Genomic DNA, 16914 nt, shown 5'->3' with positions numbered 1-16914 from the left:
GAACCAGTGAACGCCTGAGATGGCACCATGCGAGCAGTCGTCATCGACCAGTTCGGCGGACCGGAGGTCCTGCACGTCGGCGAGGTGCGGGAGCCGGAGGCCGGACCCGGCCAGGTCCGCGTCCGGGTCGAGGCCGCCGCGGTCAATCGCTTCGACGGGAAGGTCCGGTCGGGCGCCATGGAGGGCGTGTTCCGCACGAAGCTCCCGGCAGTCCTCGGGGTAGAGGTCGCGGGCGTCGTCGACCAGGTCGGCGAGGGCGTCGAGGGCGTCACCCCGGGCGATCGCGTCGCCGGGTGGACGAGCCGCGGCTATGCGGAGCTGGCGCTCCTGAACCTGTGTGCACCGGTGCCTGACGGCCTCGACGCTTCCCAGGCGGCAGCGCTGCCCGTGGTGGGTGAGGCCGCCCGCCGTGCGCTGCGCCTCCTCGCGGTGTTACCGGGCGAGACGCTGCTCGTGCACGGAGCGAGCGGCGGTGTGGGCGGAGTTGCGACCCAGCTCGCCGTCGCGGACGGCGTCACCGTGATCGGCACGGCGTCGGCGGGCAACCAGTCGCGCGTGGCGGCGTTCGGCGCCACGCCCACGACCTACGGCGAGGGCCTCGTCGAGCGGGTCCGTGCCCTCGCCCCGCAGGGGGTCGACGCGGTGTTCGACGCCGCAGGCCGCGGCGCGCTGCCGGACAGCATCACGCTGCGCGGCGGCACCGACCGCGTCCTGACCATCGCCGACCCGGCCGCCCACGAGCTGGGCGTCGAGTTCAATGAACGCAGCGAGCCGTCTGCCGCGGACCTGGCCGACCTGCTCGGCCGCGTCGCCCGCGGCGAGGTGTCGGTCCCCGTCGCGGCCGTGCTGCCGTTCACGGAGGCGGCCGAGGCGCACCGCCTCGTCGGCGGCGGTCACGCGGGCGGAAAGGTCGTCCTCGTGCCGTGACGCTGGGTCCGCCTCGAGAACAGGCATCGCTCGGGCCAGCTCCGCGATACCGGACGGTGTTCTCGAGGCGGACTATCGGTCGAGGTCGAGGTGGAGCCAGCGCGCGAGGTCCGCCAGCTCGGCGTCGACCGCGTCGCCCACCTCCGCCGAGAACGGCAGGTCCTCGTGGATCGCCGTGACCCGCAGGACGCCGGACCTGCGGTCGGCCGTCGCGTCCACCTTCCCCACGAAGCGCTCCCCGTGCACGATCGGCAGGGCGAAGTAGCCCCAGCGGCGCTTCGCGGCCGGCTTGTACATCTCGAGGACGTAGTCGAAGTCGAAGAGGTCGGCGCGACGGGCCGGGTCGTGGACGAGGCGGTCGAACGGAGAGATCAGCGCCGTACGGGGCTCGTACTCGTCGAGGGCCGCGACCGCGTCCGGGTCGACCACCCAGGCGCCGTCGACCCCCTCGACCTCAGCCGGCGCGCCCGCAGGGAAGGCGTACCAGCCCTCGCCCGCCGCGTTCGCCGGAATCTTCGGGCGCGAGATCCCCAGGGCCTGCATCCGGCGCCGGGCGCGCTCGGCCCTGGCCTCCTCCAGCGGTACGGCCTCCATCGGCGGGTACACCCGCTCGGCGAGGTCCCAGAGCCGCTCGCGCTTGGCGCGGCCGGAGATCGCCACCAGACCCCGCACGCTCAGCAGCTCGAGCATGAGGTTGACGCTGCGGTTGCCGGTCCACCCGCTCGACTCCCACGGCACCGCTGCCGTATCAGGGATCTCCCGGGACAGCAGCGGCCCCTCGGCCGCGATGCGGGCGAGGACGTCCCGCCGGAACGCGTCGTTCGCCGCCAGCCAGCGCTGCCCGTGCGGCTGCTCCGGGGGCGGCCAGGCCGCCATCTCGGCGAGGTAAAGCGGCAGGTCTGCCATCGAGCGGACCGTCCCGACGAGCTGGTACAGCATCCTGTCGGAGACGGCGTCGTCCACGGCGCCCGGCCAGTACGCCCGACCCATCCGGGACCAGGACAGCAGGTCGACGGCGGGCGCGATCGCGTTCGTCGGGTCCACCGGCAGGAACGTCAGGTGCTCCACCATGGCGATCAGGTCCGTCGGACGCCGGGCGTCCAGGAGCTGCCCGCGCACCGCGATGCGCCGCGCCTCCTGCCGGGTGAGCCGGATCGTGGCCATGGCACCGAGGCTAGTCGGGCTCACCGGTCTGAACATCTACTGAACACGGCTCAAATTCCGCCCGCTAAGAGCGACTATTCGCAACAATCCGGCGGTACGGTGTGGTCGCTCGACCCCCTCATCTCCCTCCCCTTTCCCGGTAGGAGCACCACCATGTCCCCAGCTCGTACCCGTCTCGCCGGGGCGGTCTGCCTCGGCCTGACGGTGAGCGGCCTGAGCGGCCTCGCGCTGGCCCCGGCCCAGGCGGCCGACGCCGTCGATATCCAGGTCCTGGCCACGAACGACTTCCACGGCCGCATCCAGGCCAGCGGCTCCGAGGCCGGCGCGGCCGTCCTCGCCGGCGCCGTGCAGCAGCTACGTGCCGCGAACCCGAACACGGTCTTCGCGGCCGCAGGCGACCTCATCGGCGCCTCGACGTTCGAGTCCTTCATCCAGCAGGACAAGCCGACGATCGACGCCCTCAACGCGGCGGGCCTCGAGGTCTCGGCCGTGGGCAACCACGAGTTCGACCAGGGCTACGCGGACCTCGTGAACCGCGTCATGGCCCCCTACGACCCCGTCACGAACCCGTTCGGCGGCGCGCAGTGGCAGTACATCGGCGCAAACGTGAAGTTCCGCGCCACCGGGGACGACGCCGTGCCCGCCACCTGGATCAAGGAGATGGGCGGCGTCCAGGTCGGCTTCGTCGGCGCCGTGACCGAGGAGCTGCCGGCGCTCGTCAGCCCGGCCGGGATCGCCGAGCTGGAGGTCACCGACATCGTGACCTCGGTGAACGAGGAGGCCGGCATCCTGAAGGCGGAGGGCGCCGACGTCGTCGTGCTGCTCGTGCACGAAGGCGCCCCCTCCACGGACTGCGCCACGATGGACGACTCCGGCGCGTTCGCCGACATCGTCAACGACACGAGCGCCGACGTGGACGCGATCGTGTCCGGGCACACGCACCTCGCCTACAACTGCGCGTTCCCCGTCGCCGGGTGGTCCGGCCGCGCGGTCACCGAGCGTCCCGTCGTCTCGGCCGGCCAGTACGGCTACAACCTGAACCAGCTCGTCTTCTCGGTCGACCCGGAGACCGGCGAGGTCGTCGGGAAGACGCAGACCCTGCTGGCGCTCGCCGGCCGGTACCCGGCGGACCCGGCCGTCACGTCGCTGGTCAGCGACGCCGTGGCGCAGGCCGGCGTGCTCGGCGCGCAGCCGCTGGGCCAGATCGCCGGCTCGTTCGACCGCGCGAAGCTCGCGAGCGGCTCCGAGAACCGCGGCGGCGAGTCCACTCTGGGCAACCTGGTCGCCGAGGTGCAGCAGTGGGCGACGTCGGCCCCGGAGTCGGGCGCGGCGCAGATCGCGTTCATGAACCCCGGTGGCCTGCGTGCCGACATGGCGGGCACCGGCACGGGCCCGTTCCCGCGCACCCTGACCTACAAGCAGGCGGCCGTGGTCCAGCCGTTCGCGAACACGCTGGTGAACATGTCCCTGACCGGGGCGCAGGTCAAGAGCGCGCTGGAGCAGCAGTGGCAGCGGGACAGCGCCGGCAACGTGCCGACGCGTCCGTTCCTGCGGCTGGGTGTGTCCGAAGGCTTCACCTACACGTTCGACGCCGCCCGGCCGGAGGGTGACCGCATCACCGGCATGTGGCTCGACGGCGCCCCGCTCGACCTCACGGCGTCGTACTCCGTCACGGTGAACTCGTTCCTCGCGTCGGGTGGCGACAACTTCCGCGCCTTCGCGGGCGGCACCGGCAAGCGCGACACCGGCAAGATCGACCTGACCGCGATGGTGGACTACCTCGACGAGTTCGCCAGTCTGAAGGCGCTGCCCGTCGACTACACGCAGCGCGCGGTCGGCGTGTCGTTCCCGGCGGGCGCTCCGGCGACCTACACGCCGGGCGCGCACGTGGCCTTCGGGGTGTCCTCATGGACGATGTCGGGCGCCTCGGACGTCAAGGACACGGCGGTCACGGTGTCGCTCGGCGGCGCCGAGCTCGGCACCTTCCCGGTGGACACCACGATCGGGACCGCGACCTTCGACGACTACGGCACTGCCTCCGTGGACGTCGTGCTCCCGGCGAGCACGCCGGTCGGCCCGGCCGAGCTGGTCCTGACCGGCGCTGCCACGGGCACCAGCACGGTCGTGCCCGTGACGGTCGTGCAGGCGGTCCCGACGCTGGCGGTCGAGGCGCCCGCCACGATCAAGCACAAGAAGGACGTCGCCACGCTGGACGTCACGGTCGGTGCCGCCGGCCTGGTCCCGACGGGCACCGTCGAGGCGGTCGTCAACGGGGTCGTCCTGGACTCGGCGGAGCTGGCCGACGGCGCGGCCGAGCTGCGGGTCGGGCCGTTCCGGAAGGGCACGGTCGCGATCGAGGTCCGGTACCTCGGCGACGCGGCAGTGGAGGCGGCTGCGACGACGGTGACGATCCGCGTCACGTCCGATGCCAAGGTCGGGCCGGTACTGACCCGGTGCTGACACACGGGTGGGCCGGGGCGGGGTGCGACACTCCGTCCCGGCCCGCCCTCCGTCGCGCGCCACCTGCGGTGTCACGAATTTTCACGAGGCGCCTGCAAAAAGATAGTGTGTGCCTTCCGTGATCACATTGTGACAACCGGCGATGGTCCTTGTACCGTCGGTCTCGCTACGCTCCCCGGAAAGCGCAGCCGCGGCCACGGAACGCCACCTCGGCGGACCGGGACCACGTTCCCCGGAACTGACTGGAGACCCTTGGTGAGCTATACCGACGGACGCGGACGACATCGCGCCGACCGAGCGCCCATCACCCCTCTCACCACGCTGTCCCGGACCGCAGGCGCCGCCGCTCGCAGGAGCGTGCTCGTCGCCGCCGCATCGTCCGGCCTCGTCGCCACCGCGCTCGCACCGGGCGCGCAGGCGGCCACCCACAGCGAACCCGCGAAGATCAGCACCGTCGACTTCGACGCCCTGACCTCCCAGGCCCGCGAGGCCCTCGCGGCGGCACCCGTCATCGCGGTGGCGTCCGATGCGCCGTTCGCCGTCGAGTCGGCGGCCGTGCAGGTCACGGCGCCGGCTGGCGCGGCGGAGACGGTGTCGCGGACCGAGGCCACGTCCCGCACCACCGAGCGCACGGCGGTCCCGAGCGTGACCGTGTCCACGGACGGCTCCATCGGGGCGCGCGCGGTGTCGGTGGCTCTCCAGCTGACCGGCATCCGCTACGTCTCCGGCGGCTCCTCGCCGGCGGAGGGCTTCGACTGCTCCGGCCTCGTGAGCTACGTCTACGCACAGCTCGGCATCTACGTGCCGCACTCGTCGTCGGCGATCCGCGACATGGGCACCGTGATCCCGGCGTCCGAGATGCTCCCCGGCGACCTCCTCTGGTCGCCCGGCCACATCGCGATCTACGCCGGCGACGGCATGCAGGTCGAGGCGGTCTACGCGGGCACGGCCTCGCGCTACGCGCCGATCTGGCAGGACAGCTACACGGTCCTCCGCGTCTACTGAGACATCCCGGCGCCTGGCGCCGGTTGACCGGGCCGGGTGCGACGCACCCGGCCCGTTCTGCTTCGGCAGGTTCTTCGCGCCCGTCCGCTCCACGCGGTGGGCCTGGCCGCAGCCGGCCGCCGTCTCACGCCGGGCGACATGTGCAGAACGACTCGATCTCGCCCACTACGCTCAGCGCCCATGGATGCTGCTGCAGTATCGACCGAGGTCACCGTCGAAGTCGCCGAGACCGTCGGTCCCGAGCTCGTCGCGGCCTGGGCACGGCTCGCCCCCCAGCTCGCCGTCGCCGTCCCGGGCGCCCCCGAAGAGGTCGCCGAGGCCACCTTGAAGGAGATCGTCACCTCCGACGCCACGACCATGCTCCTCGCGAAGGTCGACGGCGTGATCGTCGGGACCGTGACCATCGCGGTCTTCCCGCTCGCCAGCGGGCGCCGCGCCTGGATCGAGGATCTCGTCGTCGACGAGGACGCCCGAGGACGGAACGTGGCCGAGGTGCTCGTCGTGGCGGCGATCCGGCACGCCGCCGCCCGGGGCGCCCACGACATCGACCTCGCGTCCCGGATGTCCCGCACCGAGGCGCAGGTGCTCAACCGCCGGGCCGGCTTCGAGCTCCGCCCGACGGCGGTCTACAGGCTCACGCCCTCCGCCCGGAACGCCGGGTAGTCCTCCGTCTCGTCCGTCTCCGGCGCTGCGCCCCGCGAGAGGCGCAGCGCCGCGATCGCCCCGGCCAGGAGCAGGCCCGCCACCCAGCCGAGCAGCTGGTGCTCCGCGCCGTCGGTGCCGAGGTTCCGCACGAGACCACCCAGCGCGTCCAGCACGCTGCCCGGCTCCGTGAGGAGGAACGGCGCGTCCTGCAGCGCGGCGACGTACGCCTGCGCAACCCACACCGCGAGCGCGGCCGGGATCCAGCCCAGGATCTGCAGGGGCCGCGTGCCCGCCGTCAGGCCGAGCGCCACGCCCAGTCCGATCGCCAGCACCCACCACGTGCCGTGCGGCTCCACGGCGGCGTCGGGGACCAGACCCCGGACCCACCCGTCCAGCAGGACCACGGGCAGGGCGAGGGCCGTGCCGCGCAGCCACACGGGGCCGGTCGCCACCAGCAGGCCGAGCGCCAGGCCGACCGCCGTCGCCGTACCGGCCAGGAGCACCGCGTCCCGCTCGACTCCCACCGTGACCGACTGCCACCACGTCACGCCGGCGAACGTCACCACGGTGCTGACCGCCGCGGCCACGGTGCCCCACAGCCGGGACTCCGCCCGGCGGGCGCACGCCCCGGCGAGAACGCCGCCCAGCAGCCCCATCGACGCCACCCCGGCCACCGCCGCACCGGGCGCGACCGGAAGCGGGTCGAAGCCCTCCAGCCGGTACACCTCCTGGAGGAGCCATGGCAGGAACCCGCCCACCCACCAGGCGAGCGCGGACAGCGGCAGGGCTCCCCACGCGGGGATCCGGGACTCGGTGTCGGCCATGGCGCCCGAACGTACACCCTCCGCGCCGCCCCCCGTGACCCGATCGTGACAATGCGAGCCGCACAGTGTACGTTCGGTCTCGCTTCGCCGCCCGGCGAAGTCGTGGGACGGCCGCCGAGCCCTGTCACCGCCCCACGACCAGGAAGACATGACAGGGACGGGGGAACCACCACCGGGCGCCGGAGACGGCGTCCTCGGGGTGAAGCCGGACGGGAACCCCAGTGACCGTACGGCCGGGTGCCAGCATCTCCCACCCGAACCCGACAGCTCACCTCGCAGGCGGCCACAGGAGACAATCAGGTGACGACTGCCACCCCTCGAGGCCGCCATCGGGCGGACCGACCCATCACGACCCCCATCACCATCGTCGCTCGCGCCGCGGCCGAGAACGCCGGGGCGCTCGCCCGCAAGGGCGCCATCGCCGCCGCCGGAGCAGGTGTCCTCGTCTCGACGCTCGCCACCTCGGCGCACGCCGCACCGGCGACCGACGTCAAGACCCGCGTCACGATGATGGACCTCGACGCCATCTCGTCCACTGCCCGGACCGCGGTCGCTGCCGCACCGATCATCACCGTCGCGTCCGACGCCACCTTCTCGGTGGAGCAGGCCGCCGTCAGCGTGACGCCGGCCCCGGCCCCCAAGCCGGTGGTCCCGATCGGCAACCGCGCCGTGAGCATCGCCCTCCAGTACGTCGGCATCATCTACGTGCTGGGCGGCGACACCCCGGCCGAGGGCTTCGACTGCTCCGGCCTCATCAAGTACGTCTACGGCAAGCTCGGCGTCTCGCTGCCGCACTCGTCGTCAGACCTCCGCTACTCCGGCACCGTCGTCAGCACCCCCAGGGCCGGCGACATCGTGTGGACGCCCGGTCACGTCGCGCTCTACGCGGGCAACGGCATGGTCATCGAGGCGTACGAGGCCGGCAAGCCCGTCCGGTACACCGAGATGTGGCAGGACAACCCGGTCTTCGTCCGGGTCGCCTGATCTCTCCACGCACGTAGCGGCCGTTGGGGGGGCGCCCCCCCCCGGGGCGGGCCAGCCCGGGGGGGGGGGGGGGGCCGGCGGGGGGCCCCCCCCCCGGTCGGGGGCGGGGCCCGCCCCCCCCCCGGGGGCCGCCCCAACGGCCGTCGTCGTCGGTCAGCCTGCGGCCGGCCAGCCGCAGGCGACGCCGATGAAGTCGTACAGGTCGCCGCGCGCCGAATCGGGCATCGTCAGGTAGACGACGTGCTGCTCCACCCCGCCGACCGTCGCGTGCACCGGCACGAACGTGCCGCGCTTGTCCTCCGCGACGGCGTGCTGGTCGCACCGCGTCGGCACCACGGACAGCTCGATCCGGCCCGCGTCCTGCCCGGCGAGCGCGGCGCCCTCCCACGCGGCGATGCCCCCGGGCGCCGACATGAGCGTCGTCCCGGCGATGCGCGTCACCCTGACCTCGGGCCCGCCGGGAACGGGCGAGACGTCCACCGTCACGACGGCGACCGGCTCCCCGGCGCCGACCTCGGTCCGCACCGTGTCCGCGACGGTCAGGGTGGCGCCGGCCGCCAGCGCGGTCACGGCGCAGTCGACGGCATGGTTGCGGGCCAGGTGACCGTTCGGGTCGTCCACCGGGTGCCCGACGGCGGTCGGGTCGCCCCGGCCCTCCCCGTCACCCAGGGCCACGGTCACCGTGGCTGCCGGAGGGGTGCTCGGAGCCGGCTCGCCCGCGTCGGCTGCCCCGTCGCCCGGAGCGCAGACCGGGTCGCCGAGCCGCAGGTAGACGTCGCGTCCCGCACCCGGGCGCAGGACGAGCTCGCGGCCCGGCTTCGTGGGCGTCGACGGGCCGAAGCCTTCGGCGTCGAGCGAGCCGTCGAGAAGGGTGAGGGTCTCCGCGGAGTCGTTCGTGATGTGCAGGACGGCCTCGCGGCCCGCGTACTGGGTCCGGCCTTGGCGCAGCTCGACGCGAAGGGCGGCCAGGACGTCGTCGGGCACCGGACCGAGGGTGCTGACCGGACCGGGCGCGTCCGGCGTCGCGACGCCCGAGCCGGCCGCACCGCCGGCGCGGGCGATGCCGGCGACGCCCAGGGCGAGGACCGCGACCGCCAGGACCGCGGCGAGGGCGGCCTGGCCGACGCCGACGGCCGTTCGGCGCACCCGGCCGACGACCGTGGTGACGAAGTACGCGGCCAGGCCGGCGGCGGCGACCACACCGATCCACGGCCAGGCGAAGCCGAGCACGAGCCCGGCTGCACCGGCGAGAAGCAGCCCGCCGAGGACCTGCTCCCGCCCGGAGGTGCCCGCAGGGTCCGTACCGCGCAGGATCGCCAGGCCGGAGCCGAGCGTGATCACGGCGAGCAGCACGGGCAGGATCAGGGTGGCGGCAGCCACGGGACCTCCGGGACGGTGTGTCGGGACCAGGTCACCATAGTGACGGGCACCGACACGCCGGCGGAAGGCCAGGTCAGAGCGACAGGACCCGCAGCACCAGGGCGGCGGCCGAGAGCAGCGTCAGCACGACGACGGGGACGACGCCCTTCGTGTCGCCCGCCCGCAGGTGCGTCACGACCGCGCCGAGGAAGTACAGGGCGAGCGCTGCCGCGGCGGCGATGCCGAGCGGCGCCCACCAGATGCCCAGGACCAGTCCGGCGCCGCCGGCCACGAGCAGCGTCCCGAGCACCGGGATGTACTTTTCGGGGACACCGAGCCCGGTGAGCTGCGTGACGAACGTCTTGTTGCGGACGATCTTGTTGCCGCCCGACGCGAACGTGACGAGGGCGAGCAGGGCGGAGACGACGACGGAGGCGACGAGCACGGGAGCTCCAAGGGCTGGGCGGGGTGGCCTGGGTGACGGGGGGCCGGCCCCGGCGGGGCGACCCGGCGCAAGTGTCCGGTCCCGCCGTCCACCTTGCCAAATGCCGGGTGAGCAACTCACCATGGGTAAGTGACTTCCGAGACCAGCGAGCCCATCTCGCACGACGAGTGCACAACCTTCCAGAGGACCCTCGAGAGCGTGGGGCGACGCTGGTCGGGCGCGATCCTGTTCGCGGGCGTCGCCGGCGCCCGTCGCTTCGGCGAGTACCGGCGCGCGGTGCCGGGCATCTCCGACAAGCTGCTCACCGCCCGGCTCCGGGAGCTTGAACGGCAGGGCTACATCGAGCGCGAGGTGGTGCCGACGATGCCGGTCCAGATCCTCTACCGGCCCACCCCTGCCGGCGCCGAGCTCATGGCGGCCCTCGAGCCGCTCGCCGCCTGGGGCCGGCGCCACTCGGCGGACCTGGGCGACGCGGTCACGCGGGAACGCGGCGCGTGAGAGCCCGCGCGTGAGAGCACCAGAGGTGCCGTCCCCGAAGGAACGGCACCTCTGGTGCATGAGACGAGCCCTTGTCGGGCGAGGTTCAGGCCCTCGCCCGGTTACGGATCGCCTGATAGACGAAGACGACGATCAGGGCGCCGATGATCGCCCAGAGCCACGTGGTGATCGAGAAGAACTCATCGAAGTCGACGTCGAAGATCAGACCGCCGAGCCAGCCCCCGAGGAAGGCTCCGAGGACGCCGAGGATGAGGGTGACGAACCAGCCCCCCGGCTGGCGGCCCGGCAGGATGGCGCGGGCGATGGCGCCCGCGATCAGGCCGAGCAGAATGAAGGCGAAGAACCCCATGGGGTTGTTCCTCCTGTCCGGTGGATCTGTCCGATACTTACAAGACCTACATTGGCACCGATCTGCGTCACTCACCTCCGGAAGCCCGCGTTACGCTGCCGGTTCGTCAAGCGGGCGCGCGAAGGAGGGTTCTGTGGGGTTCCGGGGGCAGGTTCGCACGCTCGTGGAGCACGAGCGGTTCCAGATGATCGTCATCTGGGTGATCGTGGCGAACGCGGCGCTGCTCGGGCTGGAGACGTCGCGGTCTCTGATGAGCGCCACCGGGTCGACCCTGCACGTCCTGGACCACGCGATGCTCGCGTTCTTCGTCGTGGAGCTGGTATTGCGCCTGTACGCGCACGGGCCGCGGTTCTTCCGCGACCCCTGGAGCGTCTTCGACCTGGTCGTCGTCGGGATCTCGCTGCTCCCGGCGGCCGGGCCGCTCGCCGTGCTGCGCGCGCTGCGGATCCTGCGGGTGCTGCGCCTCGTCTCCGCCGTGCCGTCGTTGCGGCGCGTCGTCGCCGGTCTGCTCGCGGCCGTCCCGGGCATGGCGTCGGTGGGGGCCCTCCTCGCGCTCGTGATCTACGTGTCGGCGGTCATCGCGACCAACCTGTTCGGCGCGACGTCGCCGGACCGCTTCGGCAACCTGGGCACCACCCTGTTCACCCTGTTCCAGACCATGACGGGCGAGGCGTGGCCCGACATCGCGGCCGAGGTCATGGACAGCCACCCCGGCGCGTGGGTCTTCTTCGTCGTCTACATCCTCGTCGTCAGCTTCGCGGTACTGAACCTGTTCATCGCCGTGATCGTCAGCGGCATGGAGCACCAGGTCCAGGACGAGCTGGAGGCCGTGGGCACGAAGGACGACCTGATCCTCGCCGAGCTGCGCGCCCTGCGGGCGGAGGTCGCCGAGCTGCGCGAGGAGCCCCGCGACCTGATCGCCTGAGCCGGAGGTGCAGCGCAGGGTGGGGGCCGAGGGACGAGGCACCCGCCCGGAGCGGAACCGCAGGCTCAGGCGAACAAGAAAACGCCGCCTGAGCCGGAGGTGCAGCGCAGGGTGGGGGCCGAGGGACGAGGCACCCGCCCGGAGCGGAACCGCAGGCTCAGGCGAACAAGAAAACGCCGCCTGAGCCCGAGGTGCAGCGCAGTGTGGGGCGGCGCCGACGTCGGGCCACGCGAACCGGACGGAACCTCCCCAAAAAGGTGCCCGAAGTGGTGTGACATCCGCCGGGTTCGAGCGTCTATGGGGCATGACTCACACCGAGCATCCGGAACTGGTCCGACTGGGCGCCCAGTACCTGCGCGCGTACGCGGACGGCGACGCCGTCAACCTGTACCGTCTGGCGGACGCCTGGGGAGCGGCCGATCTGTGCGCAGCAGCCTGTGAGGTCGCCCTCGCCGTCATTCATGCGACGGCCGGTCCCCGTGGTCTCGACGTCGTGTCCGAGGCCTTCGACGGCTCACGGAGGTGACGGCCACCGTGCGGGCGCCGGCCATTGCAAACCACGAGGGAGATTTGCACAATCCAGACACCGTGGTTGAATCATGGACCATCGAGTCAGAGGACATGGGCGCACCACCGAGCACGGGGAGGGCGGCGCGGGTGGCACGGACCGACGTGCACCTCGGCGACTGGGTCATCCATCGACCCAACGTCGTGCGCTCGGTCGCTGCTCGGGTGCCGGGGGTGGATGCCGAGGAGGCGGCCAGCCGCGCGCTCGAGAAGATGATCCGCCTGTTCTCGGCGGGCGGGACCATCGACGATCCTGCCCCCTACTGGCGCCGGGCCGCCGTCAACGAGGCCATCTCGATGACGCGCGAGGCGGGCCGTGCCCACCCCGTCGAGGACCGGGCGCTCGCCCGGATGACGCCCGCTGTCGGCGGCGCCGAGCTCTCCGCGGAGCGCGCCGAGGACGTCAAGATGCTCCGGTCGGCCCTCGCGGCCCTGGCCGACGACGACCGCCGGCTGCTGTTCGACCGGCACGTGCACGACCGCGCGGTCAGCGCGATCGCGGACGACCTCGGGGTGCGCCCCCACGCCGTGACGATGCGACTGCGCCGGGCGGAGGAGCGGCTCGCCGCCGGGTTCGCCGCCGCGCACGCCCGCGAGGTCAGCGCGCCCGAGTGCCGCACCACGCGCGCCGCCATGCACGACTACCTCAAGGGACGGCTCCTGCCGCGCCGCCAGAAGCGCCTCGAGGCACACCTCGACGGCTGCGCGGACTGCACCCGCGCGTTCATCGACGTCCGCGAGGTCTCGTGGATGCTCCGCGACGCCGGCCAGGTCGTCGTCGTCGCCGGCCTGGCGACGGGTGCCGTGGCGGCCGCCGCGACGACGAGTGCCGCGACCCATGGGGTCGTCGCCCTCTTCCGCGCCGTATGGAGGCCGACGTCGGCCGGCAGGCACGCCGTGACCGCCGCCCGCAGGGTCGCTTCCGTCGCCGCCATCGGCGGCACGGTGGCGCTCTTGCTGAACGGGCCGGAGATCGGCGTCGGGGAGCACACCCCGCCCACCGTGCACGCCGCCACACCTGTGCCGACCCAGGCGGCACCTACCCAGGCGGCGCAGCCCCCGGCGCTCCCGGACGCGGCCGCGCAGGTCGACCAGCCGGCGACGCAGGAGACGACGCCACCACAAGCACCGGTGATCGCCGGCCCGGTGGAGCCCGCCTCGCTGCCGGATCCGCTCGCGCCGGCACCGCTCGCACCGACACCGACACCGTCGCCGGTCGTGCCGCAGGAGTTCACGGTCCCGCTCTCGGCAAGCGCGCCGAGCGCGCTCGCCGTCTTCCAGATCGTGCCGAGCGGTGGTGCCACGGTCACCGGCGTCCAGTCGTCGAGCAGCGAGGACCTGGTGATCTTCGACGAGGAGAACGGCTCGTGGTTCGTGATCGCCTACCCGAGCACGCGCTGGCGGCCGGAGCAGGAGACCTTTGCGGACACCTCCGTCGTCGTGACGCTGACCGGCCCGGCAGGCTCGGCCGCTGAGATCGTGAAGAGCACACCGGGTGCTGTCGGTGGCGTGGGCGGCGCGCGGAACCCCGGCGACGAGCTCGGTCGTGGGGGTGGGGACACGCCCGTGCCGTTCAAGGACGCCTCCAAGCACTGACCCACAGCAGCCCTCCGGACGCCCTCACCGAGGGCGTCCGCATACCTCATCTGGGCGCCTGCCCAGATTCACAGACGTGATTCGTCCGGTGCTTCCGTGCGCCCGAACCGAGTGAAAAGATGTCCGAGGCACCAATTACTGACATATCACGCGGCGTCGCACGCGCGAGGAGGAGGACAGGTGACCGCACTCAGCACCGATCTCAGCGAGTGGGCTGCACATCGGCGCGCGGTCGTCTTCACGGTGTCGCGACGTGTCCCCGGGGTTGATCCCGAGCTCGCCGCTGCCCGCGGGCTCGAGGCGCTGGTCCGAGCGATCGTCGCCCGCGGCGCCGTCGACGAGCCGGTCGCCTTCTGGAGCGACGCCGCCGTGAGGGCCGCGCTCGCCATGGCCGGCGAGGCCACCTCGCGGCACGCCCGCACGGCCCAGGCCGCTGTCCCGGCGCTCGTGGGCGTCGTGACGTCGGGTTCAACCCGTGCCACCGCGGACGCGGCCACCGCGCGGCCCCGCTCCGGCGTGGTGCCGCCCGTCGCCGAGCCCGTCCAGCGCGCGCTCGACCTCGAGCGGCTGCACACCGCGATGGAGAAGCTGCCGACCCAGGAGCAGCAGCTCCTCTGGGACCGGCACGTGAACGACACGCCCGTGGCACAGATCGCCGGCCAGATCGGCGTCCTTCCGTACGCGGCCCGACGTCGGCTGCGCCGTGCGGAGAACCAGCTCGCGTCCGGGTTCGCCGAGGTGCATGCCGCCGCCGCGGTCGACGAGGTGTGCCGCACGACGCGGGCCTCGATGCACGACTACGTCCGGCACCACCTCATGCCTCGCCACCGGCGCCGCTTCGAGGACCACATGCTCAGCTGCGCCGGCTGCACGCGTGCGTTCGTGGACGTCCGCGAGTCGTACTGGATGCTGCGCGCGGCCGCACCGATCCTGCTGCTCGGCACTGTGCTCGGGGGAAAGGCGGCCGCCCTCGTCGCGGCCGGGGCCGGTGGCGCGGCCGTCGGGGCTGCGGCTGCGCACGCGAGCACGGCCGGCTCGGCCGTCGCCGGCCTCGGTCAGAAGATCGCCGTGCTCGTCCGCTCGCTGCTCATGGACCCGCTGAGCCTCACCGCCGCAGTGGTGGGCGGCCTGGTCGCGACGTCCGCCGCGACGGGCGTGGCGTACCAGGCGGGCGCCCTCCCGCTCCTGGAGCCCGCCGTGGAGGTGTCGGCCGAGCCGCGGGCTGTCGCGAAGACGTCGGCCGCGCCGCAGGTCTACGCCCCCGCTGACACGTCTCTCTCATCGCCCGAGCTCGCCGCCCCGAGCGTGGCACTGCCGGCGGGCCAGGCCGTCGTGCCCGAGGTCGGGGCGTCCCTCAGGGCCGACCTCGGGACGGGCGTCGTGGACGCCGGAGCCGGCGTCGGCCTCTCGCTCGATGACGGCGCCGTCGAGGCGCAGGTCAACGTCACGGCGGGCGGCACGCTGCTCGAGGCGGCCTACAAGATCGTGCCCCTCTCGGACGAGATCACGATCACGGCCGTCACCGTCGACGAGGAGCTGGCGGCCATCACCCGGCTCGACGACCATTTCTACGTCATCCCGCTGACGACCGCGCTGGTGCCCATCGACGTGAGCGCCACGGTCACGGTGCTCAGCCCGCAGGGCGCCTCCGTGGACGTCGAGGCATCCGTGGACCTCGTCCCGGCCTCCCAGGAAGAACAGGGCGCCCTCACGGAGCTGCTCACCAGCCTGCTGGGCAGCACGGGCGACGGGACGTCCGAATGGACCGGCCTTCTCGGCCCCCTGGGCGGCCTGATCGGTGACACCGTCGACGGCCTCACCGGCACGCTGACCGGCACCACGACCACCCTGGCGGAGCTGGCGGGCACGCTGCGGGGCCAGGGCTAGCAGCCTCGGCCCTGGGTCAGGCACGTTCCAGGAGGACCAGCACCTCGTAGTGCGAGGTCTGGGGGAACATGTCGAGGACGCGAGCCTGGCGCGGCACGAACGACGGCATCGCGGCGAGGTCCTTCGCGAGCGTCGTCGCGTTGCAGCTCGAGTACAGGACGTGCCGCACCCCCGTCGCGTGCTCCAGCCGGCGGCTCAGGTCCGCACCGATCCCGCGCCGCGGCGGGTTGACGATGACCATGTCAGGGTCGTGACCGGCAAGGGCCGGCGCCCCGACCGCCGTCGCGTCGCCCGCGGCGAAGCGCACACCACCGAACCTGGCCGCGCCCTCGGGGCTCGACGCGACGAGCGCGTCCCGCGACTCCCACGCCGCGGCGATCGCTTCGGCGCTGATCTCGACACCCGTGACGGACCGGCCCGGCGCGGCGCAGTGCAGCGCGAACCCGCCCACGCCGCAGTACAGGTCCCAGAGTGACGCCGGGTCCACCGCGTCGACCCATTCGCGCGCCTGCCGGTACAGCGCGGCCGCGACCTCGGTGTTGGTCTGGAAGAAGCTCTGCGGGCGCAGGTTGAGCGTGATCCCGTCGAGCCGCATCGGCAGGGCGGTGCGCTCCGAGAGGGGGATCTCGAGGTCGCCCTCCAGCACCGCCGCGTGGGCGGGCTGGATGTTCGCCGTCACGACCGCGAGCTGCGGCAGCTCCGCCTGCAGCCACGGCAGGTGCTTGCGCATCCGGGCCACCGGCTCCTGGGACCGCAGCACGAACCGCACCATCAGCTCGCCGTCGGGCGACAGCGTGACCAGCAGGTACTTGAGCTCCCCGCGGTGTGCGCCACGCTTCGCGGCGCGGGCCGCCTTTGCTGCCCGACGTCCGGGCTCGGCCGACGCGACCGGGGACATGGCGGCCGGCGGCTCCGCGACCGTGTACGGCTCGAGGCGGGCCCGCGTGACGAACGCGGCGAGGGCAGGGAAGGCGGCCTGCAGGGCCGGCGGGTAGAGGCCGCAGTCGGTGAGGTCGATGCCGTGGCCGCCCGTGGGGCCCTCCCTGTCCAGGATGCCCAGCACGGGCTCGTCGACGGTGCCGCTCACGACCATCTTCGCCTTGTTGCGGAAGGCCGACTCCGCGCCCGTGACCGGCGGCAGCCAGGTCAGGGTGCCGGCAAAGGGGGCGAGGAGTGCGGCGACGTGCCGCTCCTTGTCGAGCACCTGGGTGGGGTAGGCGATCTCCAGAAGGGTGCAGGAGTGGCAGCGGCCGGCGTCGAAGTGGTGGCACTGCACCCG

The 16914-nt window shown here is 73.1% G+C and carries 16 protein-coding genes and 1 riboswitch; of the genes, 10 read left to right on the top strand and 6 right to left on the bottom strand.

The window, feature by feature from the left end; translation table 11 throughout:
- The first annotated feature begins 27 nt into the window (after window positions 1–27).
- Window positions 28–927, top strand: a complete 900-nt coding sequence (locus L1785_RS06040; RefSeq protein WP_236088305.1) for an NADP-dependent oxidoreductase — start codon at window positions 28–30, stop codon at window positions 925–927.
- Between the two features lie 72 nt (window positions 928–999).
- On the opposite strand, the gene L1785_RS06035 is transcribed toward L1785_RS06040, so the two are convergent.
- Window positions 1000–2091, bottom strand: a complete 1092-nt coding sequence (locus L1785_RS06035; protein ID WP_236088304.1) for a DNA glycosylase AlkZ-like family protein — start codon at window positions 2089–2091, stop codon at window positions 1000–1002.
- Window positions 2092–2244: 153 nt separating this feature from the next.
- On the opposite strand from L1785_RS06035, the gene L1785_RS06030 reads away from it, so the two are divergent.
- From L1785_RS06030 to L1785_RS06020, 3 genes are all read left to right on the top strand, one after another.
- On the top strand, window positions 2245–4551 hold the full coding sequence (locus tag L1785_RS06030; RefSeq protein WP_236088303.1) for a bifunctional metallophosphatase/5'-nucleotidase: 2307 nt from the start codon (window positions 2245–2247) through the stop codon (window positions 4549–4551).
- 255 nt (window positions 4552–4806) lie between these two features.
- Complete coding sequence (locus tag L1785_RS23055) at window positions 4807–5556, top strand: C40 family peptidase (RefSeq protein ID WP_308113271.1); 750 nt, start codon at window positions 4807–4809, stop codon at window positions 5554–5556.
- Window positions 5557–5736: 180 nt separating this feature from the next.
- Window positions 5737–6219 (top strand): GNAT family N-acetyltransferase, encoded by a 483-nt coding sequence (locus tag L1785_RS06020; protein WP_236088302.1) that lies wholly within the window; start codon window positions 5737–5739, stop codon window positions 6217–6219.
- Here the strand turns inward: L1785_RS06020 and L1785_RS06015 are convergent.
- Window positions 6183–7025, bottom strand: a complete 843-nt coding sequence (locus tag L1785_RS06015) for a hypothetical protein (RefSeq protein ID WP_236088301.1) — start codon at window positions 7023–7025, stop codon at window positions 6183–6185. The genes L1785_RS06020 and L1785_RS06015 overlap by 37 nt on opposite strands.
- A 118-nt stretch (window positions 7026–7143) precedes the next feature.
- A riboswitch (cyclic di-AMP (ydaO/yuaA leader) is annotated at window positions 7144–7322 on the top strand.
- A 3-nt stretch (window positions 7323–7325) separates the two neighbouring features.
- Between L1785_RS06015 and L1785_RS06010 the strand changes: the two genes are divergently transcribed.
- On the top strand, window positions 7326–8009 hold the full coding sequence (locus L1785_RS06010) for a C40 family peptidase (protein ID WP_236088300.1): 684 nt from the start codon (window positions 7326–7328) through the stop codon (window positions 8007–8009).
- Window positions 8010–8162: 153 nt separating this feature from the next.
- Here L1785_RS06010 and L1785_RS06005 read toward each other — a convergent pair whose 3' ends face one another.
- Window positions 8163–9389: a hypothetical protein gene (locus L1785_RS06005; protein ID WP_236088299.1), complete on the bottom strand. Its 1227-nt coding sequence runs from the start codon at window positions 9387–9389 to the stop codon at window positions 8163–8165.
- Window positions 9390–9462: 73 nt separating this feature from the next.
- Window positions 9463–9813: a DoxX family protein gene (locus L1785_RS06000; RefSeq protein ID WP_236088298.1), complete on the bottom strand. Its 351-nt coding sequence runs from the start codon at window positions 9811–9813 to the stop codon at window positions 9463–9465.
- A 129-nt stretch (window positions 9814–9942) separates the two neighbouring features.
- Here L1785_RS06000 and L1785_RS05995 point away from each other — a divergent pair, with 129 nt between their 5' ends.
- Window positions 9943–10311, top strand: a complete 369-nt coding sequence (locus tag L1785_RS05995; protein WP_236088297.1) for a winged helix-turn-helix transcriptional regulator — start codon at window positions 9943–9945, stop codon at window positions 10309–10311.
- Window positions 10312–10396: 85 nt separating this feature from the next.
- Here L1785_RS05995 and L1785_RS05990 read toward each other — a convergent pair whose 3' ends face one another.
- A complete protein-coding gene (locus L1785_RS05990) occupies window positions 10397–10660 on the bottom strand; it encodes a GlsB/YeaQ/YmgE family stress response membrane protein (RefSeq protein WP_236088296.1) in 264 nt (87 codons plus the stop codon).
- A gap of 133 nt (window positions 10661–10793) precedes the next feature.
- On the opposite strand from L1785_RS05990, the gene L1785_RS05985 reads away from it, so the two are divergent.
- From L1785_RS05985 to L1785_RS05970, 4 genes are all read left to right on the top strand, one after another.
- On the top strand, window positions 10794–11585 hold the full coding sequence (locus tag L1785_RS05985) for an ion transporter (RefSeq protein ID WP_236088295.1): 792 nt from the start codon (window positions 10794–10796) through the stop codon (window positions 11583–11585).
- A gap of 304 nt (window positions 11586–11889) precedes the next feature.
- Window positions 11890–12111, top strand: coding sequence for a hypothetical protein (locus L1785_RS05980; protein ID WP_236088294.1), 222 nt, complete (start codon window positions 11890–11892; stop codon window positions 12109–12111).
- A gap of 131 nt (window positions 12112–12242) precedes the next feature.
- On the top strand, window positions 12243–13748 hold the full coding sequence (locus L1785_RS05975; RefSeq protein WP_236088293.1) for a zf-HC2 domain-containing protein: 1506 nt from the start codon (window positions 12243–12245) through the stop codon (window positions 13746–13748).
- 180 nt (window positions 13749–13928) lie between these two features.
- Complete coding sequence (locus L1785_RS05970) at window positions 13929–15635, top strand: sigma factor-like helix-turn-helix DNA-binding protein (RefSeq protein WP_236088292.1); 1707 nt, start codon at window positions 13929–13931, stop codon at window positions 15633–15635.
- Window positions 15636–15651: 16 nt separating this feature from the next.
- On the opposite strand, the gene rlmC is transcribed toward L1785_RS05970, so the two are convergent.
- The gene (gene rlmC, locus L1785_RS05965; RefSeq protein WP_236088291.1) at window positions 15652–16911 is read right to left on the bottom strand and encodes a 23S rRNA (uracil(747)-C(5))-methyltransferase RlmC; all 1260 of its coding nucleotides are present in this window, start codon (window positions 16909–16911) and stop codon (window positions 15652–15654) included.
- Window positions 16912–16914 lie beyond the last annotated feature (3 nt).

It is taken from the genome of Antribacter soli (assembly GCF_021568775.1).
GTDB lineage: Bacteria > Actinomycetota > Actinomycetes > Actinomycetales > Cellulomonadaceae > Antribacter > Antribacter soli.
Note: the sequence above shows the minus strand (reverse complement) of the source record. Positions and strands in the feature narration are given on the sequence as shown.